General features: G+C 74.0%; 19 protein-coding genes. 13 read left to right on the plus strand and 6 right to left on the minus strand.

The window, feature by feature from the left end:
• The 5 genes from J2S66_RS06775 (at position 1) to J2S66_RS06795 (ending at position 4,601) form a co-directional block, all read left to right on the plus strand.
• The gene (locus tag J2S66_RS06775; protein ID WP_310305107.1) at positions 1-1,254 is read left to right on the plus strand and encodes an SGNH/GDSL hydrolase family protein; all 1,254 of its coding nucleotides are present in this window, start codon (positions 1-3) and stop codon (positions 1,252-1,254) included.
• 97 nt (positions 1,255-1,351) lie between these two features.
• The gene (locus J2S66_RS06780) at positions 1,352-2,131 is read left to right on the plus strand and encodes an MOSC domain-containing protein (RefSeq protein WP_310305110.1); all 780 of its coding nucleotides are present in this window, start codon (positions 1,352-1,354) and stop codon (positions 2,129-2,131) included.
• On the plus strand, positions 2,124-3,044 hold the full coding sequence (locus J2S66_RS06785) for a PDR/VanB family oxidoreductase (protein ID WP_310305113.1): 921 nt from the start codon (positions 2,124-2,126) through the stop codon (positions 3,042-3,044). The genes J2S66_RS06780 and J2S66_RS06785 overlap by 8 nt, the downstream gene beginning before the upstream one ends.
• Before the next feature lie 145 nt (positions 3,045-3,189).
• Positions 3,190-3,369, plus strand: a complete 180-nt coding sequence (locus J2S66_RS06790) for a hypothetical protein (RefSeq protein ID WP_310305116.1) — start codon at positions 3,190-3,192, stop codon at positions 3,367-3,369.
• Positions 3,370-3,431: 62 nt separating this feature from the next.
• Positions 3,432-4,601: an RtcB family protein gene (locus tag J2S66_RS06795; RefSeq protein WP_310305119.1), complete on the plus strand. Its 1,170-nt coding sequence runs from the start codon at positions 3,432-3,434 to the stop codon at positions 4,599-4,601.
• Positions 4,602-4,616: 15 nt separating this feature from the next.
• Here the strand turns inward: J2S66_RS06795 and J2S66_RS06800 are convergent, their stop codons facing one another.
• From J2S66_RS06800 to J2S66_RS06810, 3 genes are read right to left on the minus strand one after another with little or no spacing between them, the layout of a single operon-like run.
• On the minus strand, positions 4,617-5,072 hold the full coding sequence (locus J2S66_RS06800) for a MarR family winged helix-turn-helix transcriptional regulator (protein WP_310305122.1): 456 nt from the start codon (positions 5,070-5,072) through the stop codon (positions 4,617-4,619).
• Positions 5,069-5,992, minus strand: coding sequence for a dioxygenase family protein (locus J2S66_RS06805; protein ID WP_310305124.1), 924 nt, complete (start codon positions 5,990-5,992; stop codon positions 5,069-5,071). The genes J2S66_RS06800 and J2S66_RS06805 overlap by 4 nt, the downstream gene beginning before the upstream one ends.
• Before the next feature lie 20 nt (positions 5,993-6,012).
• The gene (locus J2S66_RS06810) at positions 6,013-6,690 is read right to left on the minus strand and encodes a GTP cyclohydrolase II (protein ID WP_310305127.1); all 678 of its coding nucleotides are present in this window, start codon (positions 6,688-6,690) and stop codon (positions 6,013-6,015) included.
• A 604-nt stretch (positions 6,691-7,294) separates the two neighbouring features.
• Between J2S66_RS06810 and J2S66_RS06815 the strand changes: the two genes are divergently transcribed.
• The gene (locus J2S66_RS06815; protein WP_310305130.1) at positions 7,295-7,534 is read left to right on the plus strand and encodes a hypothetical protein; all 240 of its coding nucleotides are present in this window, start codon (positions 7,295-7,297) and stop codon (positions 7,532-7,534) included.
• A gap of 1 nt (position 7,535) precedes the next feature.
• Here J2S66_RS06815 and J2S66_RS06820 read toward each other — a convergent pair whose 3' ends face one another.
• The 3 genes from J2S66_RS06820 to J2S66_RS06830 are packed head-to-tail and all read right to left on the minus strand — an operon-like array spanning position 7,536 to position 10,155.
• On the minus strand, positions 7,536-8,285 hold the full coding sequence (locus tag J2S66_RS06820) for an inositol monophosphatase family protein (RefSeq protein WP_310305134.1): 750 nt from the start codon (positions 8,283-8,285) through the stop codon (positions 7,536-7,538).
• A 3-nt stretch (positions 8,286-8,288) separates the two neighbouring features.
• A complete protein-coding gene (locus tag J2S66_RS06825; RefSeq protein WP_310305136.1) occupies positions 8,289-8,927 on the minus strand; it encodes an HAD-IA family hydrolase in 639 nt (212 codons plus the stop codon).
• Positions 8,928-8,958: 31 nt separating this feature from the next.
• Complete coding sequence (locus J2S66_RS06830) at positions 8,959-10,155, minus strand: MFS transporter (protein ID WP_310305140.1); 1,197 nt, start codon at positions 10,153-10,155, stop codon at positions 8,959-8,961.
• Positions 10,156-10,471: 316 nt separating this feature from the next.
• On the opposite strand from J2S66_RS06830, the gene J2S66_RS06835 reads away from it, so the two are divergent.
• From J2S66_RS06835 to J2S66_RS06865, 7 genes are all read left to right on the plus strand, one after another.
• The gene (locus tag J2S66_RS06835; RefSeq protein ID WP_310305144.1) at positions 10,472-13,306 is read left to right on the plus strand and encodes a LuxR C-terminal-related transcriptional regulator; all 2,835 of its coding nucleotides are present in this window, start codon (positions 10,472-10,474) and stop codon (positions 13,304-13,306) included.
• Between the two features lie 278 nt (positions 13,307-13,584).
• Positions 13,585-14,847 carry an aspartate kinase gene (locus J2S66_RS06840; protein ID WP_310305149.1) on the plus strand — a complete coding sequence of 421 codons (1,263 nt, stop codon included), beginning with the start codon at positions 13,585-13,587 and terminating at the stop codon, positions 14,845-14,847.
• A 24-nt stretch (positions 14,848-14,871) separates the two neighbouring features.
• Positions 14,872-15,660: a 2-amino-3,7-dideoxy-D-threo-hept-6-ulosonate synthase gene (locus J2S66_RS06845; protein ID WP_310305153.1), complete on the plus strand. Its 789-nt coding sequence runs from the start codon at positions 14,872-14,874 to the stop codon at positions 15,658-15,660.
• 40 nt (positions 15,661-15,700) lie between these two features.
• Positions 15,701-16,606: a family 3 encapsulin nanocompartment shell protein gene (locus tag J2S66_RS06850; protein ID WP_310305156.1), complete on the plus strand. Its 906-nt coding sequence runs from the start codon at positions 15,701-15,703 to the stop codon at positions 16,604-16,606.
• Positions 16,603-17,523, plus strand: a complete 921-nt coding sequence (locus J2S66_RS06855) for a sulfotransferase (protein WP_310305160.1) — start codon at positions 16,603-16,605, stop codon at positions 17,521-17,523. The genes J2S66_RS06850 and J2S66_RS06855 overlap by 4 nt, the downstream gene beginning before the upstream one ends.
• Positions 17,523-18,281, plus strand: coding sequence for an SDR family oxidoreductase (locus J2S66_RS06860; RefSeq protein WP_310305162.1), 759 nt, complete (start codon positions 17,523-17,525; stop codon positions 18,279-18,281). Before J2S66_RS06855 ends, J2S66_RS06860 begins: the two co-directional genes overlap by 1 nt.
• Positions 18,282-18,312: 31 nt before the next feature.
• A complete protein-coding gene (locus J2S66_RS06865) occupies positions 18,313-19,968 on the plus strand; it encodes an AMP-binding protein (RefSeq protein ID WP_310305165.1) in 1,656 nt (551 codons plus the stop codon).
• Positions 19,969-19,974: the final 6 nt, after the last annotated feature.

Genomic DNA, 19,974 nt, shown 5'->3' on the forward strand with positions numbered 1-19,974 from the left:
GTGCTCAAGCGCTCCCTCGCGGCGGTCGCCGCCGCGCTGCTCCTGCTGTCCACGCCCCAGGCGTCGGCCGCGCCGCGCACGTCGTGGGCGGGGGCGTGGGCCACCTCGCCGACGACCGTGCCCGCCTCGGACACCACGTCGTTCGAGGACCAGACCCTGCGGCAGGTCGTGCACCTGAGCGTCGGCGGCGACACCCTGCGCGTGCGGCTGTCCAACGAGTTCGGCACGCGACCGCTGGTGATCGGCGAGGCGCACGTGGCCCGCCGCGCCGGTACCGCCGCCGCGATCGACCCCCGCAGCGACCGGCGGCTCACCTTCGGCGGTCGCGCCTCGGCGACCGTGCCGCCCGGCGCGCCGCTGCTCAGCGACCCGGTCGCCCTGCCCGTGACCGCGGACTCCGACCTGGTGGTCAGCATCCACCTGCCGCGGCGCACGCGGGCGGACACCGTGCACGCGTTCCCGTACCAGGACGGGTACGTGGCGGCGGGCAACGTCACCGGCCACGCCGATCCCACGCCGACCGCCGTGCTGGGCAAGTGGCACTTCCTGACCGGGGTCGCCGTCACCGGCAGGCGCGCGGCGACCGTGGTGGCGTTCGGCGACTCGATCACCGACGGCGCGGAGACCACGCGCAACGCCAACCGGCGCTGGCCCGACGTGCTGGCCCGCCGGTTCCAGGCCGACCGGGGCCTGCGGCACCTCGGTGTGGTCAACGCGGGCATCAGCGGCAACCGCCTGCTGCACGACCCGAACCCGCCCGCCGGCCACCCGGCCGAGGGGTACGCGAACTACTTCGGCCAGGCCGCCCTGCGCCGCTTCGACCGGGACGTGCTCGCCCAGCCAGGCGCCGACCACGTCGTGGTCCTGCTCGGCGTGAACGACCTCGGCCACCCCGGCACCAGCGCCCCGCTGTCGGAGAAGGTGTCCGCGCAGGACGTCATCGACGCCCACCGGCAGCTCATCGCCCGCGCGCACGCCCGGGGGCTGCGCGTCCACGGCGGCACCATCACCCCGTTCAAGGGCGACTCGTTCGGCTTTTCCAGCCCGGAGAACGAGGCGGCGCGGCAGACCGTGAACCGGTGGATCAGGACGAGCGGCGAGTACGACGGCGTGATCGACTTCGACCGCGCCGTCCGCGACCCGCGCGACCCGGAGCGCCTGCTGGCGGCCTACGACAGCGGCGACCACCTGCACCCGAACGACGCCGGCATGGCCGCGATGGCGAACGCCGTGCCGCTGCGCCTGTTCCGGTGACGACCGGGTGCGGGGCCGCCACGGGTGCTCCGGCCGTGACTTCACACGAATGGATGTACAGGCGTAGGGCCTCCCACCAAGATCTACCGTTGTGCGCATGGAAGCCGAAGACACCGCCCGGGTGGCGGCGCTGTACGTCTACCCGATCAAGGGGCTGAGCCCGCAACCGCTCACGCACGTCCCGCTGCGCCGCGGCGAGGGCGTGCCGCACGACCGCCGGTTCGCGTTCGCGCGCCCCGAGGGCAAGTACAGACCGGGCCTGCGCGAAGGGCTGCGCAAGGCGGAGTTCTACGCGCTGGTGAGCGACCACCGCCTGGCCGGCCTGGCCACGCACCTCGACGTGGACACCGGCGAGTTCACCGTGCGCGTGGCCGGCCACGCGGTGCTGACGGCGCACGTGGAGGAGGACCGCGAGGAGCTGCTGGCGTTCTTCGCACGGGTCCTCGACCTGCCCGAGGGCGTGCTGCCGGTGCTCGCCGCAGAGGAGGGCCGGCGGTTCACCGACGTCGCGTTCGCGGGCGACGGGCCGATGCACTGGATCTCGCTGGTGAACCTGGCGTCGGTGCGCGACTTCGCCGCGCGCACCGAGGCGGAGGTCGACCCGCGCCGGTTCCGCGCCAACGTACTGCTCGACGGGCTGCCGCCGTTCGCCGAGGTCGACCTGCTCGACCGGGAGTTCACGCTGGGCGGCGTGCGGATGGTCGGCAGGTACCGGACGGGCCGGTGCGCGGCCACCGAGGTCGACCCGGCGTCCGGCCGGCGCGACCTGCCGGTGCTGCGGCTGCTCGACCGGACCTATGGCCACCAGGACGTGGGCATCTACGCCGAGGTGCTGTCCGACGGCGTGCTGCACGTGGGGGGTGGGTTGGTTGTCTGACCTGAAGCTGGTGGTGGCGTCGCGGACCGCGCTGACGCCGTCGGTGGTGCGCGTGGTGCTGCGCGACCCCCGGGGCGGCGTGCTGCCGGGGTACGAACCGGGCGCCCACCTCACCCTGAGCACGCCGGGCGGGCACCGGCGCAGCTACAGCCTCGTCGAACCGGGCGGCGGCGGGCCGCGCGAGTACGTGGTGTGCGTGCGCGGGGAGCCCGACGGGCGCGGCGGTTCGGCGAGCATGCACACCGCCGCCGAGGGCACCGTCCTGGCCGCCACCCCGCCCCGCAACCGGTTCCCGCTGCTCCCGGCGCGCCGCTACCTGTTCATCGCGGGCGGCATCGGCATCACGCCGATCCGGTCGATGGTGGCGCGGCTGCGAGCCGACGGACACCCGGCCGTCCGCGTGCTGTACCTGTCCCGGTCGGCGTCGGACACCCCCTTCCTGGAGGAGTTCGCGGCGGACACCGTGCACCACAGCGAAGAGCGGGGCAGGCTCGACCTGTGGCCCCACCTCGCCGTGCCGGACGACGACACCCGCGTGTACTGCTGCGGTCCACTGCCGTTGATCCGCGCGGTGCAGGAGCGCACGGCGCACTGGCGGCCGAGCCGGGTGCACGTCGAGGAGTTCGCCGCACCGGACGACGGGTACGCGGGCCCGTTCGAGGCGGTGTGGGCGCCGACTGGCCTGCGCGTGGAGGTGCCCGCACACCGCTCCCTGCTGGCCGCCCTGCGCCGCGAGGGGATCGAGGTGGACTCGTCCTGCGAGGCGGGCACGTGCGGCACGTGCAGGGTGTCGGTCCTGGCGGGCGAGGTGGACCACCGCGACGTCGTGCTGGAGGAAACCGAACGGGCCACGTCGATGATGGCGTGCGTGTCGCGCGCGGCGTCGAAGGAGATCACGGTGGGGCCGGCGTGACCGCGCGGCGCGAGAGGGCGTCGTGACCGGGCACCGGCCGGCCCCGGGCCCCGGCACTGCGGGCCACCCGGGTGGCCGACCAGACGTGGGGCGTGCACGCCGTCCTCCCGCGCGACGCCGTGCGACACCGCGAACCGCCGGCGGGGTGATCGCGCCGATCGCCGAGGACCACCCGGACTCCGACGCGTGCTCGCTCGCCCACCGGGTGCCGGTCCTGGCCGAGGTGCGGTTGCCGGAACCGGTCGCCGGCCGCGCACTGCGGGCGCCACCACTGGCGGAGGAGTTCACGGCCGTCCTCGACGAGACCGTGCTTCCCCGGAGGTAGGCGGATTCCGGTCGCGTTCCCGCCCGCCGACGCCTAACTTCCACGTCGAGCAGAGGAGAACCGTGGAGCAGATCACCGAGCGGCTGATGAACTGGGCGTCCATCCTGGACCCCGCCACGCGCGCGCAGGCCGAGAAGACGGCGCGGATGCCGTTCATCTTCCCGCACCTCGCCCTCATGCCCGACGCCCACCTGGGGAAGGGCGCCACGGTCGGCAGCGTCATCCCGACCCTGGGCGCGATCATCCCGGCGGCGGTCGGCGTCGACATCGGCTGCGGCATGATCGCGGTCCGCACCCCGTTCACCGGCGACGACTTCCGCTCGCGCCGCCTCGCCCCGCTGCGCCAGGCCATCGAGAGGGCCGTCCCGCTGTCGGCGGGCAAGTACAACAAGACCCTCACCGACACGGCGCGCGAGCGCGTCGAGGTGCTCGACCGCCACGCGGAGGACGCCGGGTTCGACCCCGCCTCCCACGCCGGGAACTGGCGGCTCCAGCTCGGCACCCTGGGCAGCGGCAACCACTTCATCGAGATCACGCTCGACGAGACCGACCGGGTGTGGCTGTTCCTGCACAGCGGCAGCCGCGGCGTCGGCAACAAGATCGCGCAGAAGCACATCCGGATCGCCCGGCAGCAGTGCGAGCGCCGGGGGATCGACCTGCCCGACCCCGATCTGGCGTACCTGGTCGAGGACGAGGACCAGTTCTGGCGCTACGTCGAGGAGATGCGCTGGGCGCAGGAGTTCGCGTGGCTCAACCGCGAGGAGATGATGGACCGCGTCGTCCGGTGCGTGGCCGAGTGGACCGGCCGTGACGTCGAGCGGCTCGAAACGATCAACTGCCACCACAACTACACCGAGCAGGAGACCCACTTCGGCAAGCAGGTGTGGTTGTCCCGCAAGGGCGCCATCAACGCCGAGGAGGGTCGGCCCGGTCTGATCCCCGGCTCGATGGGCACGGCGTCGTACGTTGTGGTGGGCAAGGGGAACCGCCAGGCGTTGAACTCGTCACCGCACGGCGCGGGGCGCGAGTACTCGCGTTCGGCCGCGCGCCGGGCTTTCAGCCGGGAGGACCTGCGCCGGGCGATGGTCGGCATCGAGTACCGCGACACCGACGCGTTCACCGACGAGATCCCCGCCGCCTACAAGGACATCGACGTCGTGATGGAGGACGCGCGGGACCTCGTGGAGGTGCGCCACACGCTGCGCCAGGTCGTCAACGTCAAGGGTGACTGAGGGAACCGGCCGAGGTCAGGCGCCCGGCGGCAGGGCGTCGGCGATCTTGTCGGTGATGGTCTTCAGCCGGGCGACGTCGTCGTCGGTGAGGTGGTCGAAGACGAGCCGGCGGACCTCGGCGACGTGGCCGGGCGCGGCGGTTCCGAGGACCGCCTGGCCGGTGTCGGTGAGCCGGGCGACCTGACCGCGACGATCGGTCGGGCACGCCCGGCGCTCGACCCAGCCGCGCTGTTCGAGGCTGGCGACGGCGTGGGAGAGCCTGCTGGGGGTCGTCCCGGTGACCTTGGCCAGGTCGGTCATGCGCAGGGACCGGTCCGGCTGGTCGCTCAGGATGGCCAGCACCTGGTAGTACGCGTGCGGGACGCCGGTGTCCTCGCGCAGTTGGCGGTCCAGCGCGGCGGGCAGCAGGAGCAGGACCCTGGTCAGGCTCATCCAGGTGTCGAGTTCGGGTTCGGACAGCCACCTGGTCATGTGGTCTGGAAGGATCGCTTGGCCAACCCCATCATGTATCCCTCGATCGTGGTGTTGACGGGCGCGGTCGGGTCGGTGGCGGCACCGAGGGTGATGAACAGCGGCGTGAAGTGCTCGACCGTGGGGTGGGCGTAGGGCATGCCCGGTGCGCGGTCGCGGAAGGCCGCCAGTTCGTCGACGTCGCCGCGTGCCAGGGCGTCGGCGGCCCAGGCGTCGAAGTCCGCGGACCAGCCCGGGACGGTGCCGTCGACGACCATGTCGCGGGTGAGGAACGGCAGGCCGTGGGTCATGAAGCCCGAGCCGATGACCAGCACGCCGTGGTCGCGCAGGGGCCGAAGGCGTTCGCCCAGGGCCAGCAGTGCGGTGGCGTCGTGGGTCGGGATGCTGAGCTGGACCACCGGGACGTCGGCCTCCGGGTACATGACCTTCAGCGGCACCCAGGCGCCGTGGTCCAGGCCGCGGCCGCGGTGCTCGTGCACCGCTCGCGGGAGGAGGGAGGCCACCTGGTGGGCGAGGTCGCCTGCGTCGGGGGTGTCGTAGCGCATCCGGTGGTACAGCGGGGCGAAGCCGCCGAAGTCGTAGACGAGCCCGGTGCCCGCCGCGCTGCTGCTGATCGCCAGGGGCGCGGATTCCCAGTGGGCGCTGACGATCAGGATGGCGCGCGGCCGGGGCAGGTCGCGCGCCCAGGCGTGCAGCCGGGTCATCCACGGCGCGTCCTCGAACAGCGGCGGCGCGCCGTGGCTGAGGTAGAGGGCGGGCAGCGGTCCGTCGGCCGGCGTCCACGGCCGGTGCGCCGCGGTCGCGTCCGGGGCGGTCGCGTCCGGGGCGGTCGCGTCCGCGGCGGCCACGCGGGCGAGGTGCTGCCGGAACGGGTGGGTCGCGGGGATGAGCGCGTCGGCGCGGGCCGTGGTCGTGGTCATGGGGGAGCGCTCCTGGTCGGTCAGCCGGTGACGGGCAGGTCGAGGGTGTGGTGGGTGTGCGCGACCTTGGCGGCCAGGTAGCCGGCGTTCGCCGGGGAGAGGTGCACGCCGGTGTGGACCCGTTCGGTGACGCGCACGCCGAGGGCGTCGAGCTGGGCCGCCTTGTCGGGGTTGTTGCTCAGCAGCGCGATCCGGTCGGCGCCGAGCGCGCGCAGCATCTGGGCGGCCGGCGTGTAGTCGCGCTCGTCCTCCCCGCGGCCGAGAGCGGTGTTCGCCTGGTAGGTGTCCAGGCCGGTGTCCTGGAGCGCGTACGCGTCGAGCTTGGCGTACAGACCGATGCCCCGGCCCTCCTGCCGCAGGTACAGCAGGAGACCGCCGGCGTCGGCGATCCGCTCCACCGCCTCGCGCAGCTGGGGGCCGCAGTCGCAGCGCAGGCTGCCGAATACGTCACCGGTCAGGCACTCGCTGTGCGGGCGGACCAGGGGGGCGCCGAAGGGGCGGTCGACCGCGGCACGCCAGTCGCCGAGGCCCAGGGCGAGGTGCTCCCGGCCGTCCACGAGGCCGGTGAAGGTGAACACCTCGGCCTCGGTGCCGTACCCGTCCGCGAACGCCAGGGGCACGACGACGCGCGTGCGCACCGAAGCGGGTGGGGTCGGCCTGCTCGACCGTGACGCCGGGTCCACCGCGGTGCTCGTCATCCCGACCTCCGGTTGTTGAAGCTTCAAATACCACTCTGCGCGCTTTAATTTGAAACTTCAACAACCTGGTGCATGGCGTGCGTCACAGCAGCGACGTCGGACCGGACCGGCGGTCAGTCGGCCTCGGCTCCCTCGATCGCAGCGCGGGCGGCCGCCTGCCCGGGGCCTGGAGTGCGCTCCGGTCACGCGTTGTTCGTCCCACAATGGCGGACCAGTGGTCCCGATTTCCGCGATAATTTCAGTGTTGCCTGAAACAAACCGTGGACGGGAAACGCGGGCGTCGACGCGGGAGTCGACGAGCGTCGGGCCGCGCTGAGCGGGCGCGACCTGCTGGAGCTTCCCGATCCGGGTCTCGGTGAGGGACGGGTGGTGGTCGTGCGGGACGTCGACGTCGCCGCCCCGGTGGGCGGGTGGCCGCACCCTTGGATGGGACCGCTGGTACCGAGGAGCCACACAAGGGCGGCGCGGTCGCGGGTGCGCGGGACGCGGTTGGCCTCGTGCTCCTCGGCGGCGTTCTACCAGCGCTTTCGGGTTGGCCGGTCGGTGGTGGGGTTCGGTCGATCGGCCCAAGCCGAGGCGTGCGGGCGCGGGGGATCATGGGGGCATGCTGGAGTTCAACGAGGACAACGGCGCCTACGAGTGGTGGGTGGCGGCCAACCCGGGGCAGTTCGTGATCAACGCCGAGCCGACGTTGGCGCCCGCGTCGATGGTCCTGCACCGGGTGAGCTGCCGCGGCATCGGCGCGGTGCCGGGGCTGGGTGGGCACATCCGGATCTGCGGCACGCGCCGTGAGCTGGAGGCCCGTTACGCCCTCGTGCGCCGGTGCGGCGGCTGCCTGGGCTGATTCAGGGTCGGGTGCGGGCGGTGGCGAGTGCGGTGAGCAGCGTGGACGCCAGTTCGGGGCGGCAGACCAGCAGGTCGGGGATGCTGGAGCCGGGGGTGGCGTAGACGAGCGGGCTGCCGTCGATGCGGGAGGTGTGCGCCCCGGCCGCGGCGGCGACGGCGACGGGGGCGGCGCTGTCCCACTCGTACTGGCCGCCGGCGTGGACGTAGGCGTCGGCGTCGCCGGTGCACACGGCGGCGGTCTTGATGCCGGCCGAGCCGAGGGGGACGAGGTCGACGTCGAGGACGTCGGCCAGCGCGTCGACGAGGGCGGGGCGGTGGCTGCGGCTGACGACGACGCGTGGTCGGGCGCGGCGGGCGGGTGGGGGCAGCGGGGTGGGCGCGTCGGTGGCGTGGGTGTGGCCGGAGGCGAGGGCGACGGCGCCGGCGACGAGGGTGCCGCCGTCGGCGAGGGCGACGTGGACGGCCCAGTCGCCGCGGCTGCGGTCGCAGTACTCGCGGGTGCCGTCCAGGGGGTCGACGATCCACAGGCGGCCGGTGCGCCGGTCGGTGGGGACGGGGCCGCCTTCTTCGGAGAGGACGGCGTCGTCTGGGCGGTGGTGGGCGAGGGCGGCGACGAGCTGTTCGTGCGCGAGCCGGTCGCCTTCGCGGCCGAGGTCGGCGCCGTGCAGGTCCGTGCGGTCGGTGCGCAGGCGCAGCAGCAGGTCGCGGGCGGCGTCGGCGAGCCGGCGGGCGAGGGTGTGGTCGTCCACGCCTCAGCTCCTGACCGCGGCGTCCGGCACGGTGAGTGCGACGCGGTCGCCGACGACCTCGAAGCGCACGTGCGAGAGGTCCGGCACGACGACGTCGGCGTCGAGGTCGTGGCCGATGCCGAGGGTGGTGCAGCCGGCGGCGCGGCCGGAGGCCAGGCCGGGTGCGGTGTCCTCGACGGCGAGGCAGCGGCGGGGGTCGAGGCCGAGTTTCTCGGCGCCCACGAGGTAGGGGACGGGTTCGGGTTTGCCGCGGTCGACGTCGTCGGCGGTGACCAGCACTTCGGTGACGGGCAGGTCGGCGGCGGTGGTGCGGGCTTCGGTGACGTCGCGGGTGCAGGAGGTGACGATGGCCTTGTGGTCGCCCACGGCTTCGATGGCCTCGACGGCTCCGGGGAGGACGACGACGCCTTCGAGGTCGTGGGTGGCGATGTGGGAGTAGTGGGCCAGGCCTTCCTCCTGCCGCTCGGGGGGCAGGAGGGCGGCGACGATGTCCTTGGCGGGTTTGCCCTTGGTGCCGGCGAGGAGTCCGGGATCGATGCCCTCTTCCGCGGCCCAGCGCTCCCAGGCGCGGCGCACGGCGGCGGTCGAGTCGATGAGGGTGCCGTCGAGGTCGAACAGCACGGCGTCGAATTCCAGTCGCATGGTCGTCCTTCCGGTGGGCGGTCGGCGGGGGTCAGTGGTCGGCGGCGGCGGGTTCGTGGGGATGTCCGGTGTCCGCGGTGCGGCGGGGGCCAACGTAGCGGGTGAGCGCCACGACGAGGCCGACGGCGACGATGCCGGCGGCGGCGCCGAGCACGGCGACGCCGGGCAGCCCGGTCTGGTCGAGGGCGATGCCGCCGAAGCCGGCGCCGGCGACGATGCCGATGTTGAAGGCCGACACGGCGAAGGACACGGCCAGTTCGCCGCCTTCGCCGCCGGCTTGGAAGAGGGCGGCCTGCACGGCGGGCACGAAGGACCAGGCGGCCAGTTGCCAGACGGTGACGAGCACGATGGCGGGCACGACGGCGTTGGACAGCGGCAGCACGGCGATCAGCGCGGCGGCGGTGACGCCGGAGGTGATCAGCAGGGTGAGTCGGGAGTTGGCGTCGGCTCCCTTGCCGCCGATCATGTTGCCGGCCACGGCGCACACGCCCGCGATGAACAGGACGACGATGACGAGGGTGCCGTTCATGCCCGCGCGCTGCTCCAGCAGCGGCACGAGGTAGGTGTAGACGGTGAACGAGGCCCCCCAGAACACGGTGATGGCGGCGAGGCCGACGATCACGGGGCGGGTGCGCAGGGCACGCATCCTGGTGCCGAGGCCGGCGTCCTGCTCGTCGGCGCCGACGGGCGGCAGGGCGGCGGCGATGAAGCCCATGGCGAGCAGCGCCATGCCGCCGATGGCGAGCATCGGCACGCGCCAGCCCATGTGCTGGCCGAGCAGCGTGCTGAAGGGGACCCCCAGGGCGGTGGCGGTGCTGACGCCGGCCTGGATGGTCGCCATGGTGGAGGCGCGGCGGTCCTCGTCGGCCAGTCGGGCGGCGGCACCGAGTGCCGTGCCGAGGTAGAGGCCCATCATGGCGCCGGAGAGGATGCGCGAGCCGAGCAGCACGGGGTAGTTGGGCGCGAGGCCGGCGGTGAGGTGTCCCAGGGCGAACACGGTGAGGCAGCCGAACAGGACCTTGCGGCGGTCCACCCGGTGGAAGACGGCGGCCAGCACGGGCGCGCTGATGGCGAAGGCCACGGCGTTGAGCGTCACCAGTTGGCCCGCCACCGCCTCGGACACGTCGAGGTCGCGCGCGATCTGGGGCAGGAGACCGACGACGGCGAATTCGGTGCACGCCACCGCGAACGCACCGGCGAACAGCGCCCAGATCCAGATCTTCTTCACAGCACCCTCCAGCGGGGCGGACGGCAGGAGTCGATCGGAGGGTTGACGCTCGTGCCGCGGACTACGCAAAGCGTTCGGCGTCGGGGTGGTGCGCGATTCCTTCGGGAATCCGCGAAATGCCTGTAGACGGCTGTTCCCGGCGTGGCGCCCGGATGGTGGGGCGCGATGCGGAATCACCGGATCGGCCTAGTCGTGAGGGCGAAGCGGCCAATCGGACGACCGCCGGGGGTGTGGTGCCGGGTACCAGATGGGCGGGGCAATCGGCGAGCCCTGGGGGCCCGTGCACGAGTGTCCGTGACAGGTGAGGAGGAATTCCGTGCTCGAGGAAGGCATCGAGCCGATCGCACTGCCGCCCACGACGCGATTACCGGTCGACGAGGCGGTCGACGAGGCCCTCGCGGCGTTGGCCCGGGGCGAGGGCGGCGTGCTGGTGGTGGAGCAGTCCGGGCTGCTCGGCCGGCGTGCCGTGGTGGAGCGGGTGCGTGCGGAGGCCGGGGCGCGCGGTGTGCCGGTGGTGCACGGTCGCGCGACGCGGTTGGACCGGGTGGCGCCGCTGTCGACGCTGGTGGTGGCGTTGGGTGCGGGGCAGGCGGGTCTGGGTGACTTGGACGGCAACCGGATGGCGGCGCTGGAGCGGTTGCGGTCGCGGTTGGTGCGGTTGTCGGCGGGGAGGGGCCTGCTGGTCAGCCTGGACGACTTCCACCACTCCGACGAGTTCACCGCGTTGGCGCTGCGCGTGCTGGTGCCCGCGCTGGCCTCGACGCCGGTGCTGTGGCTGTTGTCGCTGCGCCCGCCGCTGGCCTCGGCCTCGGTGCGGGGTGTGGTGGATGCGCTGCTGGCGGACGGTGCGCGGCGGTTGACGCCGGAGCGGTTGGGCGAGGACGCCGTGCGGCGGTTGTGCGAGGAGGCGGTGGGGGCGGAGGCGGACGCGGAGGTGCTCGCCCTGGCCGCGATCGCCGACGGTCAGCCGGACCTGGTGCGCGGGGTGGTGCGGGCCCTGCACGCCGCGGGGTACGTGCGGGTGCGGGCCGGTAGGGCCGAGGTGGTGGCGGGGGCCGAGGGGCTGCCGCTGCCGGACTGGTTGGTCGCGGAGGTGCGGTCGTTGCTGGTGGACCTGCCCGAGCCGGTGACGGCGCTGCTGGAAGCCGGTGCGGTGCTGGGACGGCCGTTCACGGTGCACGAGGCGGCGGGGCTGACCCGTCGCCCGATCGGTGAGCTGGTCTCGGCCGCGGGCGAGGCGGTCGAGGTGGGTGCCCTGGTGTCGGGTCCGCGGGGGTTGGGTTTCCGCAGCGACCTGGTGCGCGGGGTGGTGTACGCGGGGTTGGCCGAGCCGGTGCGGATGGCGCTGCACCGGGAGGCGGCGGACGTGGTGGCGGAGGAGGGGCACAGCCCGGACGAGGTCGTGCACCACGTGGAGCGCGGTGGGCGGCGTGGTTCGCCCGCGGTGGTGGAGGCGGTGTGGCGGGTCGTGCGGTCGCGTGCGGCGAGTGCGCCGCAGGAGGCGGCCGACCTGGCGTTGAAGCTGCTGGACCTGCTCGGTGACGGGCACCCGAGTGCGGCGGGGTTGACCGTGGAGGCGGTGCGGCTGCTCACCGCGGGCGACCGGGGTCGGGAGGCGTGGGATCTCGCGGTGCGGGCTCTGCACCGGGACCTGGACGCGGAGACCGAGACGCGCCTGGTGTGCGCGTTGGCGGCGCTGGCGGACCCGGCGTACGCGCGCGGTGACGAGCACGCGGTGGTCGAGTACGCGCGCAGGGCGTTGGCGAGGCCGGACCTGACCGAGCAGCACCGGGCCGAGTTGGGGGCTGTGCAGGCGTACCGGCTGGCCGCCACCGGGTACCCCGCGGCCGCGCGGGAGGCGGCGGAGGAGCACCCGACGCGACTGGGGCGCGGTGAGGCGTTGATGCTGGGTTCGGCGGCGCAGGGGCTGGTCGCGCTGCACAACGGGGAGTTCACCCGCGCGTTGGAGCTGACCAGGGCGGCGGTGCGGGAGGCGGACCGGATCGGGCCGGTGGGGTGGCGCCGCCACCCGCGGTTGTGGTTGTGCCCGCCGCTGATCGCGCTGGACCGGTTCGAGGAGGTCGACTCGACGTTGGCCGTGGTGGAGCGGGAGTCGCGTCGGCTGAGCACGTCGTGGATCGAGCCGGAGTGGCGCTACCACCGGGCGCGGGTGCGCGTCGCCAGGGGTGCGCTGCCGGACGCCGAGGCCGACGCGGAGGTCGCGGTGCGCACGGCGCGGGCGCGGGCGGCGCGCCCGCTGCTGGCCAAGGCGTTGCGGCTGCTGGCCGAGGCGCGCACGGCACGTGGCGACCTGGCGGCGGCGCGGGCCAACCTGCGCGAGGTGGAGCAGTTGGGCGCCTGTGACGTGGACCCGGCGCAGCTGACGTGGCGGCGGGTGCTGTGGTTGTGCGCGGCGGGGCGCGAGGACGAGGCGGCGGAGGTCGCGGAGGGCGTCCTCGCGGCGGCCGACCTGACGGCCTTCATGGCCACGGCGACCTCGCCGGTCGCGCCGGTGCTGTTCAGGCTGGTGCGGCGGCGTGGTGACCGGCGGCGCGCGGCGCAGGTGGTGCGGACCGCGCAGGAGCTCGGCGACCGCAACCCGGGTGTGCCGTGGGCGGCGGCCACGGCGGCCCACGTGCGGGGGCTGGACCGGGGTGAGCTGGCGGCGGTGGTGTCGGCGGCCGAGTTGCACCGGATGACGGAGCGGCGTCCCGCGATGGCGATGGCGCTGGCCGACGCGGGCGAGTTGGCGCACCGGGCCGGCGACCACGAGCGCGCCCGCGAGTTGCTGGCCGAGGCGGAGCGCACGTGGGTGGCCTGCGACGCCCGGCCGGCGGCCCGGCGGGCCAGGCGGGTCCTGTCCGACCTGGGCGGCCGGGGTGCGGGCCGGGCGGCGGTGGAGGACGAGGTGGTCCCGCCGCCGGCGCCGGAGCAGTGGGCCAACCTCACCGGGACGGAGGTGCGGGTGGCCCGGTTGGTGGCCCGCGGTTTGACCAACAAGGCCATCGCCAGCCGCCTCACCCTCTCGCCGAACACGATCGGCACGCACGTGCGCAACGCGTTCACGAAACTGCGGGTCACCAATCGCGTCGAATTGGCGTTGCGGGTGATCGCGCAGGATCGCGGGGGGCTTGGGGGCGAATCCGGATAACGACTCGGCGGCGTCCGCCGGCAATTCGCCGGCGGACGCCGTCGTGCGGCCATTCGTCCTCACCCATTCATGTGAGGCGGGGAGTGCGGGGCGTGCCGTTCGGCATCCGGAGTTCACGTGTTTGCGCGAGCGTGGGCGACACCCCGGTCGGGGAACCCCTTTCACGTCAGGAATCGAGCCCATGGACGTGTCGGGGCTTCGAACCGCTCGCCGGTACCGCTCTGCGGACCGTTCCGCGGGCCGCCGGACCCCCTCGGACTCCACGTGAACGGAGTGGCATGGACATCAGCATCCAGAAGTACGGCGGCAGTTCGCTCGCCGACGACACCCAGGTCGCCGCCATCGCGCGACGGGTGCGGCGGGTGCGCGGCGAGGGCACCGCCGTGGTGGTCGTGGTGTCGGCGCGCGGCGACACCACCGACCACCTGGTCCGCTCGGCCACCGCGGTCAGCCCGGCCCCGGACCCGAGGGAGACCGACAAGTTGCTCGCCACGGGCGAGCTGGCCTCCGCCGCGCTGCTGGCCATCGCCCTGCGTGAGCTCGGCGTGCCCGCCGTGTCGCTGTCGGGGCCGGACGCGGGCCTGCGGGCCGTGGGCCGGCCCGGTGCGGGTGTCATCGCCTCCATCGAGGTCGAGCACGTCCGCTTCTGGCTCGACCGCGGCCACGTCGTGGTCGTCGCGGGCTTCCAGGCCCTGGACCGCAACGGCGAGCTGGTCACGCTCGGTCGCGGCGGGTCGGACACGTCGGCGGTCGCGCTGGCCGTCGCCCACGGTGCGGCGGTGTGCGAGATCTACACCGACGTGCCGGGCGTGCGGCGCGCCGACCCGAGGGTGGTGCCCGGCGCGGGGCTGCTGCACCGGCTGCCCGCCGAGGTGATGGCCGAGATGGCCTTCTCCGGTGCGCGCGTGCTGCACCCGCGGTCGGTCGAGCTGGCCGCCGCGCACGGCATCGACATCGTCGTCCGCGATGCGTCCGGGCGCGGCAGGGGAAGCACGATAACCGGAAGGGGAGCAGCGATGCTCGACTCGGACGTCCTGGAGGGACGGGCCGGAGTGGTCGCGGTGACGCACGACGAGCGGGTGACGCAGGTCGTCGTGGACGCCGAGTGCGACCTGGTCGGTGGTAGTGCCCGCGTGCTGGACGCGCTGGCGCGGCAGGAGATCGCGGTCGACTCCGCGATGTGGTGGTCGCAGCCCGGCGGGGCGCTGCGCGTCTCGCTGTGCGTGGCCGACGACGCCGTGGAGGCGGCGGTGCGGGCGATCGAGGACGAGTTGCGCGCGCACGACTGCGCGATGACCCTGCGCGAGGACCTCGGGCGGGTCGCGGTCGTGGGCACCGGCCTGCTGAGCAGGCCCGGCCTGACCGCTCTGGCGCTGTCGTCGCTGGCCGCGGAGGGCATCCCGGCCGAGTGCGTGTCGTGCAGCCAGGCCAGGACGACGTTCCTGGTGCCGCGCGACCGCGTGCACGACGCCGTGCGCACCCTCTACCACCGCTTCGGCCTGGCCCGCGCGGACACCGACACGCCCGCCGTCCCCGCCTGACCCACCACCACGAAGGGAGATCCCGTGAGCCGGCCCCAGTCCTTCGGCGCCCGCCTGCGCCTGGACCGCATCGACCGCAACGGCGACGGGAGGTTGATGATCGTCCCGCTGGACCACTCGGTCGCGGACGGCCCGGTCACCCCCGACGACTCGCTGGACGACCTGGTCGCCGAGCTGGCCGCCGCCAGGGTGGACGCCGTCGTGCTGCACAAGGGCACCGTGCGGCACCTGAACCCGAAGAACTTCGTGAGCACCTCGCTGATCGTGCACCTGAGCGCCAGCACGTCGCACGCGCCCGACCCGGACGCCAAGTACCTGGTGACCAGCGTCGAGGCGGCGCTGCGGCTGGGTGCGGACGCGGTGAGCGTGCACGTCAACATGGGCTCGCAGCAGGAGGCCGCGCAGATCGCGGACCTGTCCCGCACGGCGGAGGAGACCGAGCGCTGGGGCATCCCGCTGATGGCGATGATGTACGCCCGCGGTCCCGAGATCGAGGACTCGAACGACCCGGAGCTGGTCCTCCACTCGGCGACGCTCGCCGCCGACCTGGGCGCGGACGTGGTCAAGGTGAGCTACCCCGGTTCGGCGAGCGCGATGGCGGACGTCGTCGCCGCGTGCCCCATCCCGGTCGTCGTGGCCGGTGGTCCACCGGTGGACGACAAGAAGGTCCTGATGGAGCGCGTCGCCTCCACCGTGCGCGCCGGCGCGGCCGGGTTGGCCATGGGCCGCAACATCTTCCAGCACCCGAACCCGGGCCGGCTGGCCCGCGAGATCGGCGACGTCGTGCACGGCCGCATGGCGATCGCCGCATGACTACGGGCCGCCCGCCGCAGAGCCGACGAGGAAGGCAGTGATGACAGCACAGACCAGCTCCCCGATCAACCAGACGCGGCAGCTGCTGGCCGATCCGGCGATGACCGAGAGCTCGCCCGGCTCGGAGTTCGCCCAGGCCGCGGCGCTCGGCAACGGCGGCGAGGACATCACGGTGACGTTCCGGGCCTACCTGCCCACCGCGTTCCCGCTGTTCGCCGAGCGGCCCCGGTTCACGGTCCGCCAGCTGATGAAGATGGCCACGATCCGCGACGGCGCCGTCAACTACGTCTACGAGCCGCAGCCCGACGAGCAGCAGGGCAAGGCGTCGGGCACCACGTTCGACACCACCCCGGAGTCGGCGTTCCGGCCCACGCTGGGCGAGGCGCCGCTGACCGACATCGGCGTGACGCTGCCGGTGCCCGCGGGCCTGCTCGACCACCCGCGGCTGCTCGCCTCGTTCATCGACTTCCGGCTGCTGGTGCGGTTCGGCACCACGGAGAACCAGGTGCTGCTGCGCGGCAGCGACGACGGCGCGGTGCCCGGCCTGCTGGAGCTGCCCGAGGCGCGCCGCGTGGAGGTCGACCGCGACCCGGTGGAGTTGCTGACCGAGGCCGCCGCGCTGGTCGAGGAGACCGGCGGCTCGTGCGACGGGATCGTGGCCCACACCGCCGTGTACTGGCGGGCCGTCGAGTCGGGGTTGCTGGGCAGGCTCGCCGAGGCGGGGGTGCGGATCTCGCGGACCCGGATGATCCCCCGCGACCAGGTGCTGCTGGGCGACTTCCGCGCCGCGACGACGTTCCTCGACCCGGGTGTCGCCCACCTCAAGCTGCACCGCGGCGCCGCGCCGGACGGCGGCGACCTGCTGGAGGCCAACAGCCGCATGGGCCTGGCCGTGCACCTGCCGCAGCACTTCGTCCTGCTGGAGCGGAAGGGCGGTGGCTCGTGAGGGTCCTCTACATCACCGGCATGATGCGCTGCGGCAGCACCATGATCGGCAACGTGCTCAACGAGGTCCCGGGCGTGCTGCACGTCGGTGAGCTGCACTACCTGTGGCGCAACGGGGTGCTGCGCAACGGCACCAACTCCGACTGCGGCTGCGGCGAACCGGTCACCCTGTGCCCGCTGTGGTCCGGGGTGCTGGGCACCGGCGTCGCCGCCGACCCGCACGCCGCCGCCGCGGTCGAGGCCGTGCAGTCCGCCCGGCTGCGCGCCCGCCACACCCCCGCCCGGCTGGCCGAGTCGCTGGGGCTGCGCCGCACGCCCGCCGACGTCGGGTGGCTGACCGGCGTGACCACCGAGCTGTACCGCGCGGCGGCGTCCACCTCGGGCTCGGAGGTGCTGGTGGACGGCTCGAAGTACCCGGCGGAGGCCGCCGCGCTGCTCGGGCGGAAGGGGTTGGACGTGCGCGTGCTGCACGTCGTGCGCGACGCCCGCGCCACCGCGTACTCGTACCGCAAGGACAAGGGTTACGTGGAGAAGATGAGCGCGGGCCGCAGCACCGGCACCTGGGCCGGCGTCAACGCGGCCTCCGACCTGCTCGCCCTCGCCGGCCGCCACCGCTACCTGCGGGTGCGCCACGAGGACTTCTCCGCCCGGCCGCGCGAGGTGGTCGACGAGGTCATGGCGTTCGCGGGCATGAGCGGGCCCAACCCGGTCGACGTGGACGGCACGGTCGAGCTGGGCGTGAACCACACCGTCACCGGCAACCCCGACCGGTTCCACCACGGTCGGGTGCCCATCCGGGCCGACCGCCGGTGGCGGACCGAACTGGAGTGGAAGCCGAAGGCGCTGACCACCGCCGCGGCCGGACCGCAGCTGCTGCGCTACGGCTACCGCGTCCGCGCGGGGGAGGGGAGGGGCTGATGGACCTCGGACTGGACGGCAAGGTCGCGATGGTCGCCTGCGCGAGCAGCGGCCTGGGCCTGGGCGTGGCCACGGCGCTGGCCGCCGAGGGTGCCGACGTCTCGATCTGCGCCCGCGACGCCGACCGGCTCGCCGAGGCGCACGGCAAGCTGGCGGCAACCGGCGGCGGTCGGGTGCGCAGCCAGGTCGTGGACGTCGCCGACACCGGCGCCGTGCGGCGGTGGGTGGACGACACCGCCGCCGAGTTCGGCGGGATCGACATCGCCGTCGGCCACACCGGCGGCGTCGTGCAGGGCCCGGTCGACGACTTCGGCCCCGACGACTACCGCGAGGCGATCGACACCGCGCTGATCCCGCACGTCGCGCTCGTCACCGCGGCCGCGCCCCACCTCGGGCGTGGCGGCTGGGGCCGGGTGCTGCTGATCACCTCCGAGGCGGTGCGCCAACCCATGCCGCACAACGTGCTCTCCGGCGTCGCCCGCCAGGGCGTGCTGTCCTACGCGCGCAACCTGGTGCACTCCTTCGCCGACAGCGGCGTGACGGTCAACGTGCTCGCGCCCGGCTACCACGACACACCGGCGCTGCGCGGCCCGTCCGGCGAGGACGCCGCCGCCGCGGCCGCCGAGGTCCCGCTCCGCAAGGTCGGCGACCCCGACGACTTCGGCGCGCTCGTCGCGTTCCTCGCCTCCCGGCAGGCCGCCTTCGTCACCGGCGCCCTGCTGCTGGTCGACGGCGGGAACACGCGGGGCGTCGTCTGACCGACCACCACGACGACCCACAGGAGAACTGATGTCCGCGGAACCCAAGGACGAGTACCTCGCCGAGGGGTGGTGGCGAGCCGAGGAGACGCTGGTCGACGACCTGCGCCGGGCGGCCCGCGAGCACCCGGACCGGCAGGCGGTCGTGGTGTGGCACACCGACGGCCGCGACAAGGAGACCGTCACCTACGCCGAGCTGGAGGCCCGCGTCGAGCGGATCGCAGCCGGGCTGGCCGGGCTGGGCGTGCGGCACGGCGACGTGGTCACCCTCCAGCTGCCCAACTCGTGGCAGCTGATCGCCACCGCGCTGGCGTGCTCCCGCATCGGCGCCGTCGCCGGCCCGGTGCTGCCGATCATGCGCAAGCGCGAGCTGACGTTCATGACGGGCCTGACCGGGAGCCCCGTCTACATCGGACCGGTCGAGCACCGCGGCCACTCGCACGCCGAGCTGAGCGAGGAGGTCGCCCGCGAGGTCGGCTCCATGAGGCACCGCGTGCTCGTCGGCGCGGCCGACGCGCCCGAGGGCACGCCCGGCCTGCCGGGTGCGCTGGACTTCGACACCGCGCTGCTCGGCGAGCCGGGCACCGAGGGTGCCGTGGTCGGCGACACCGAGGGCCGCGGGGCCGGCCCCGATGACGCCGCCTACCTGATGTTCACCTCCGGTACCACCGGCGAGCCCAAGGGCGTGGTGCACAGCCACAACACGCTGCACGCCACCAACCGCATGCAGGTCGACGCGTTGCACCTGACCGGCGACGAGATCACCGCGATGGGCTCGCCGACCACCCACAACGCGGGCTGGACGTGGAACTTCACCATGCCGCTGCTGCTGGGCGCGACGTGCGTGCACATCGACAACTGGGACGCCGGGCTGATGCTGCGCGTCCTGGAGGAGGAACGGGTCACCTTCTTCATGGGCGCGCCGCCGTTCCTGGTCGACCTCATCGACCGGCAGCGGGAGCAGCGGCGCGACCTGTCCGACCTCAGGGCGTTCGCCACGGGCAGCGCCCCCATCCCCCCGGTGCTGGTCGAGCAGGCCCGTGACGTGCTGGGCTGCCGGTTGTACGCCCTGTGGGGCATGACCGAGAACGGCGCCCCGACCATCACCCGGCCCGAGGACCCGGAGATGCGCGCCTCGGAGAGCGACGGCTCGGCCGTGCCCGGCATGGAGGTGCGCATCGTCGACGAGGAGACCGGGGAACCGGTGGGCCCCGGCGGGACCGGCCGGCTCCAGGTGCGCGGCGCCACCCAGTGCCTCGGCTACTACCGCCGCCCCGACGTCTACGCCGCGAACGTCACCGACGACGGCTGGTTCGACACCGGTGACCTGGCCCGCGACGACGGCCACGGCGGCATCCGCATCGCCGGCCGCGACAAGGACGTCATCTCCCGCGGCGGCGAGAAGGTCCCCGTCGTGGAGGTCGAGGCGGCACTGCGCCGCCACCCGGCGATCAAGGACGTCGCGGTGGTCGGCTACCCCGACGACCGGCTCGGCGAGCGGGCGTGCGCGGTGGTCGTGGCGCAGGGCGACAAGCCCGAGCTGCCCGACCTGCGCGAGCACCTCGACGGGCTGGGCATGGCCAAGCAGTACTGGCCCGAGCGCGTGGAGTACGCGGGCGAGCTGCCCACGACGCCCAGCGGCAAGGTCCAGAAGTTCAAGCTGCGCGAGCAGCTGGTCGACGGCTGAGGAGGT

This window comes from Saccharothrix longispora, assembly GCF_031455225.1.
In the GTDB taxonomy this organism is placed as follows: Bacteria; Actinomycetota; Actinomycetes; order Mycobacteriales; family Pseudonocardiaceae; genus Actinosynnema; species Actinosynnema longispora.

Bases quoted from the DNA above. Each gene is read 5' to 3' on its own strand.
- J2S66_RS06780 (WP_310305110.1), top strand. From the start codon at position 1,352: ATGGAAGCCGAAGACACCGCCCGGGTGGCGGCGCTGTACGTCTACCCG.
- J2S66_RS06800 (WP_310305122.1), bottom strand. From the start codon at position 5,072: ATGACCAGGTGGCTGTCCGAACCCGAACTCGACACCTGGATGAGCCTG.
- J2S66_RS06805 (WP_310305124.1), bottom strand. From the start codon at position 5,992: ATGACCACGACCACGGCCCGCGCCGACGCGCTCATCCCCGCGACCCAC.
- J2S66_RS06810 (WP_310305127.1), bottom strand. From the start codon at position 6,690: ATGACGAGCACCGCGGTGGACCCGGCGTCACGGTCGAGCAGGCCGACC.
- J2S66_RS06815 (WP_310305130.1), top strand. From the start codon at position 7,295: ATGCTGGAGTTCAACGAGGACAACGGCGCCTACGAGTGGTGGGTGGCG.
- J2S66_RS06825 (WP_310305136.1), bottom strand. From the start codon at position 8,927: ATGCGACTGGAATTCGACGCCGTGCTGTTCGACCTCGACGGCACCCTC.
- J2S66_RS06840 (WP_310305149.1), top strand. From the start codon at position 13,585: ATGGACATCAGCATCCAGAAGTACGGCGGCAGTTCGCTCGCCGACGAC.
- J2S66_RS06850 (WP_310305156.1), top strand. From the start codon at position 15,701: ATGACAGCACAGACCAGCTCCCCGATCAACCAGACGCGGCAGCTGCTG.
- J2S66_RS06860 (WP_310305162.1), top strand. From the start codon at position 17,523: ATGGACCTCGGACTGGACGGCAAGGTCGCGATGGTCGCCTGCGCGAGC.
- J2S66_RS06865 (WP_310305165.1), top strand. From the start codon at position 18,313: ATGTCCGCGGAACCCAAGGACGAGTACCTCGCCGAGGGGTGGTGGCGA.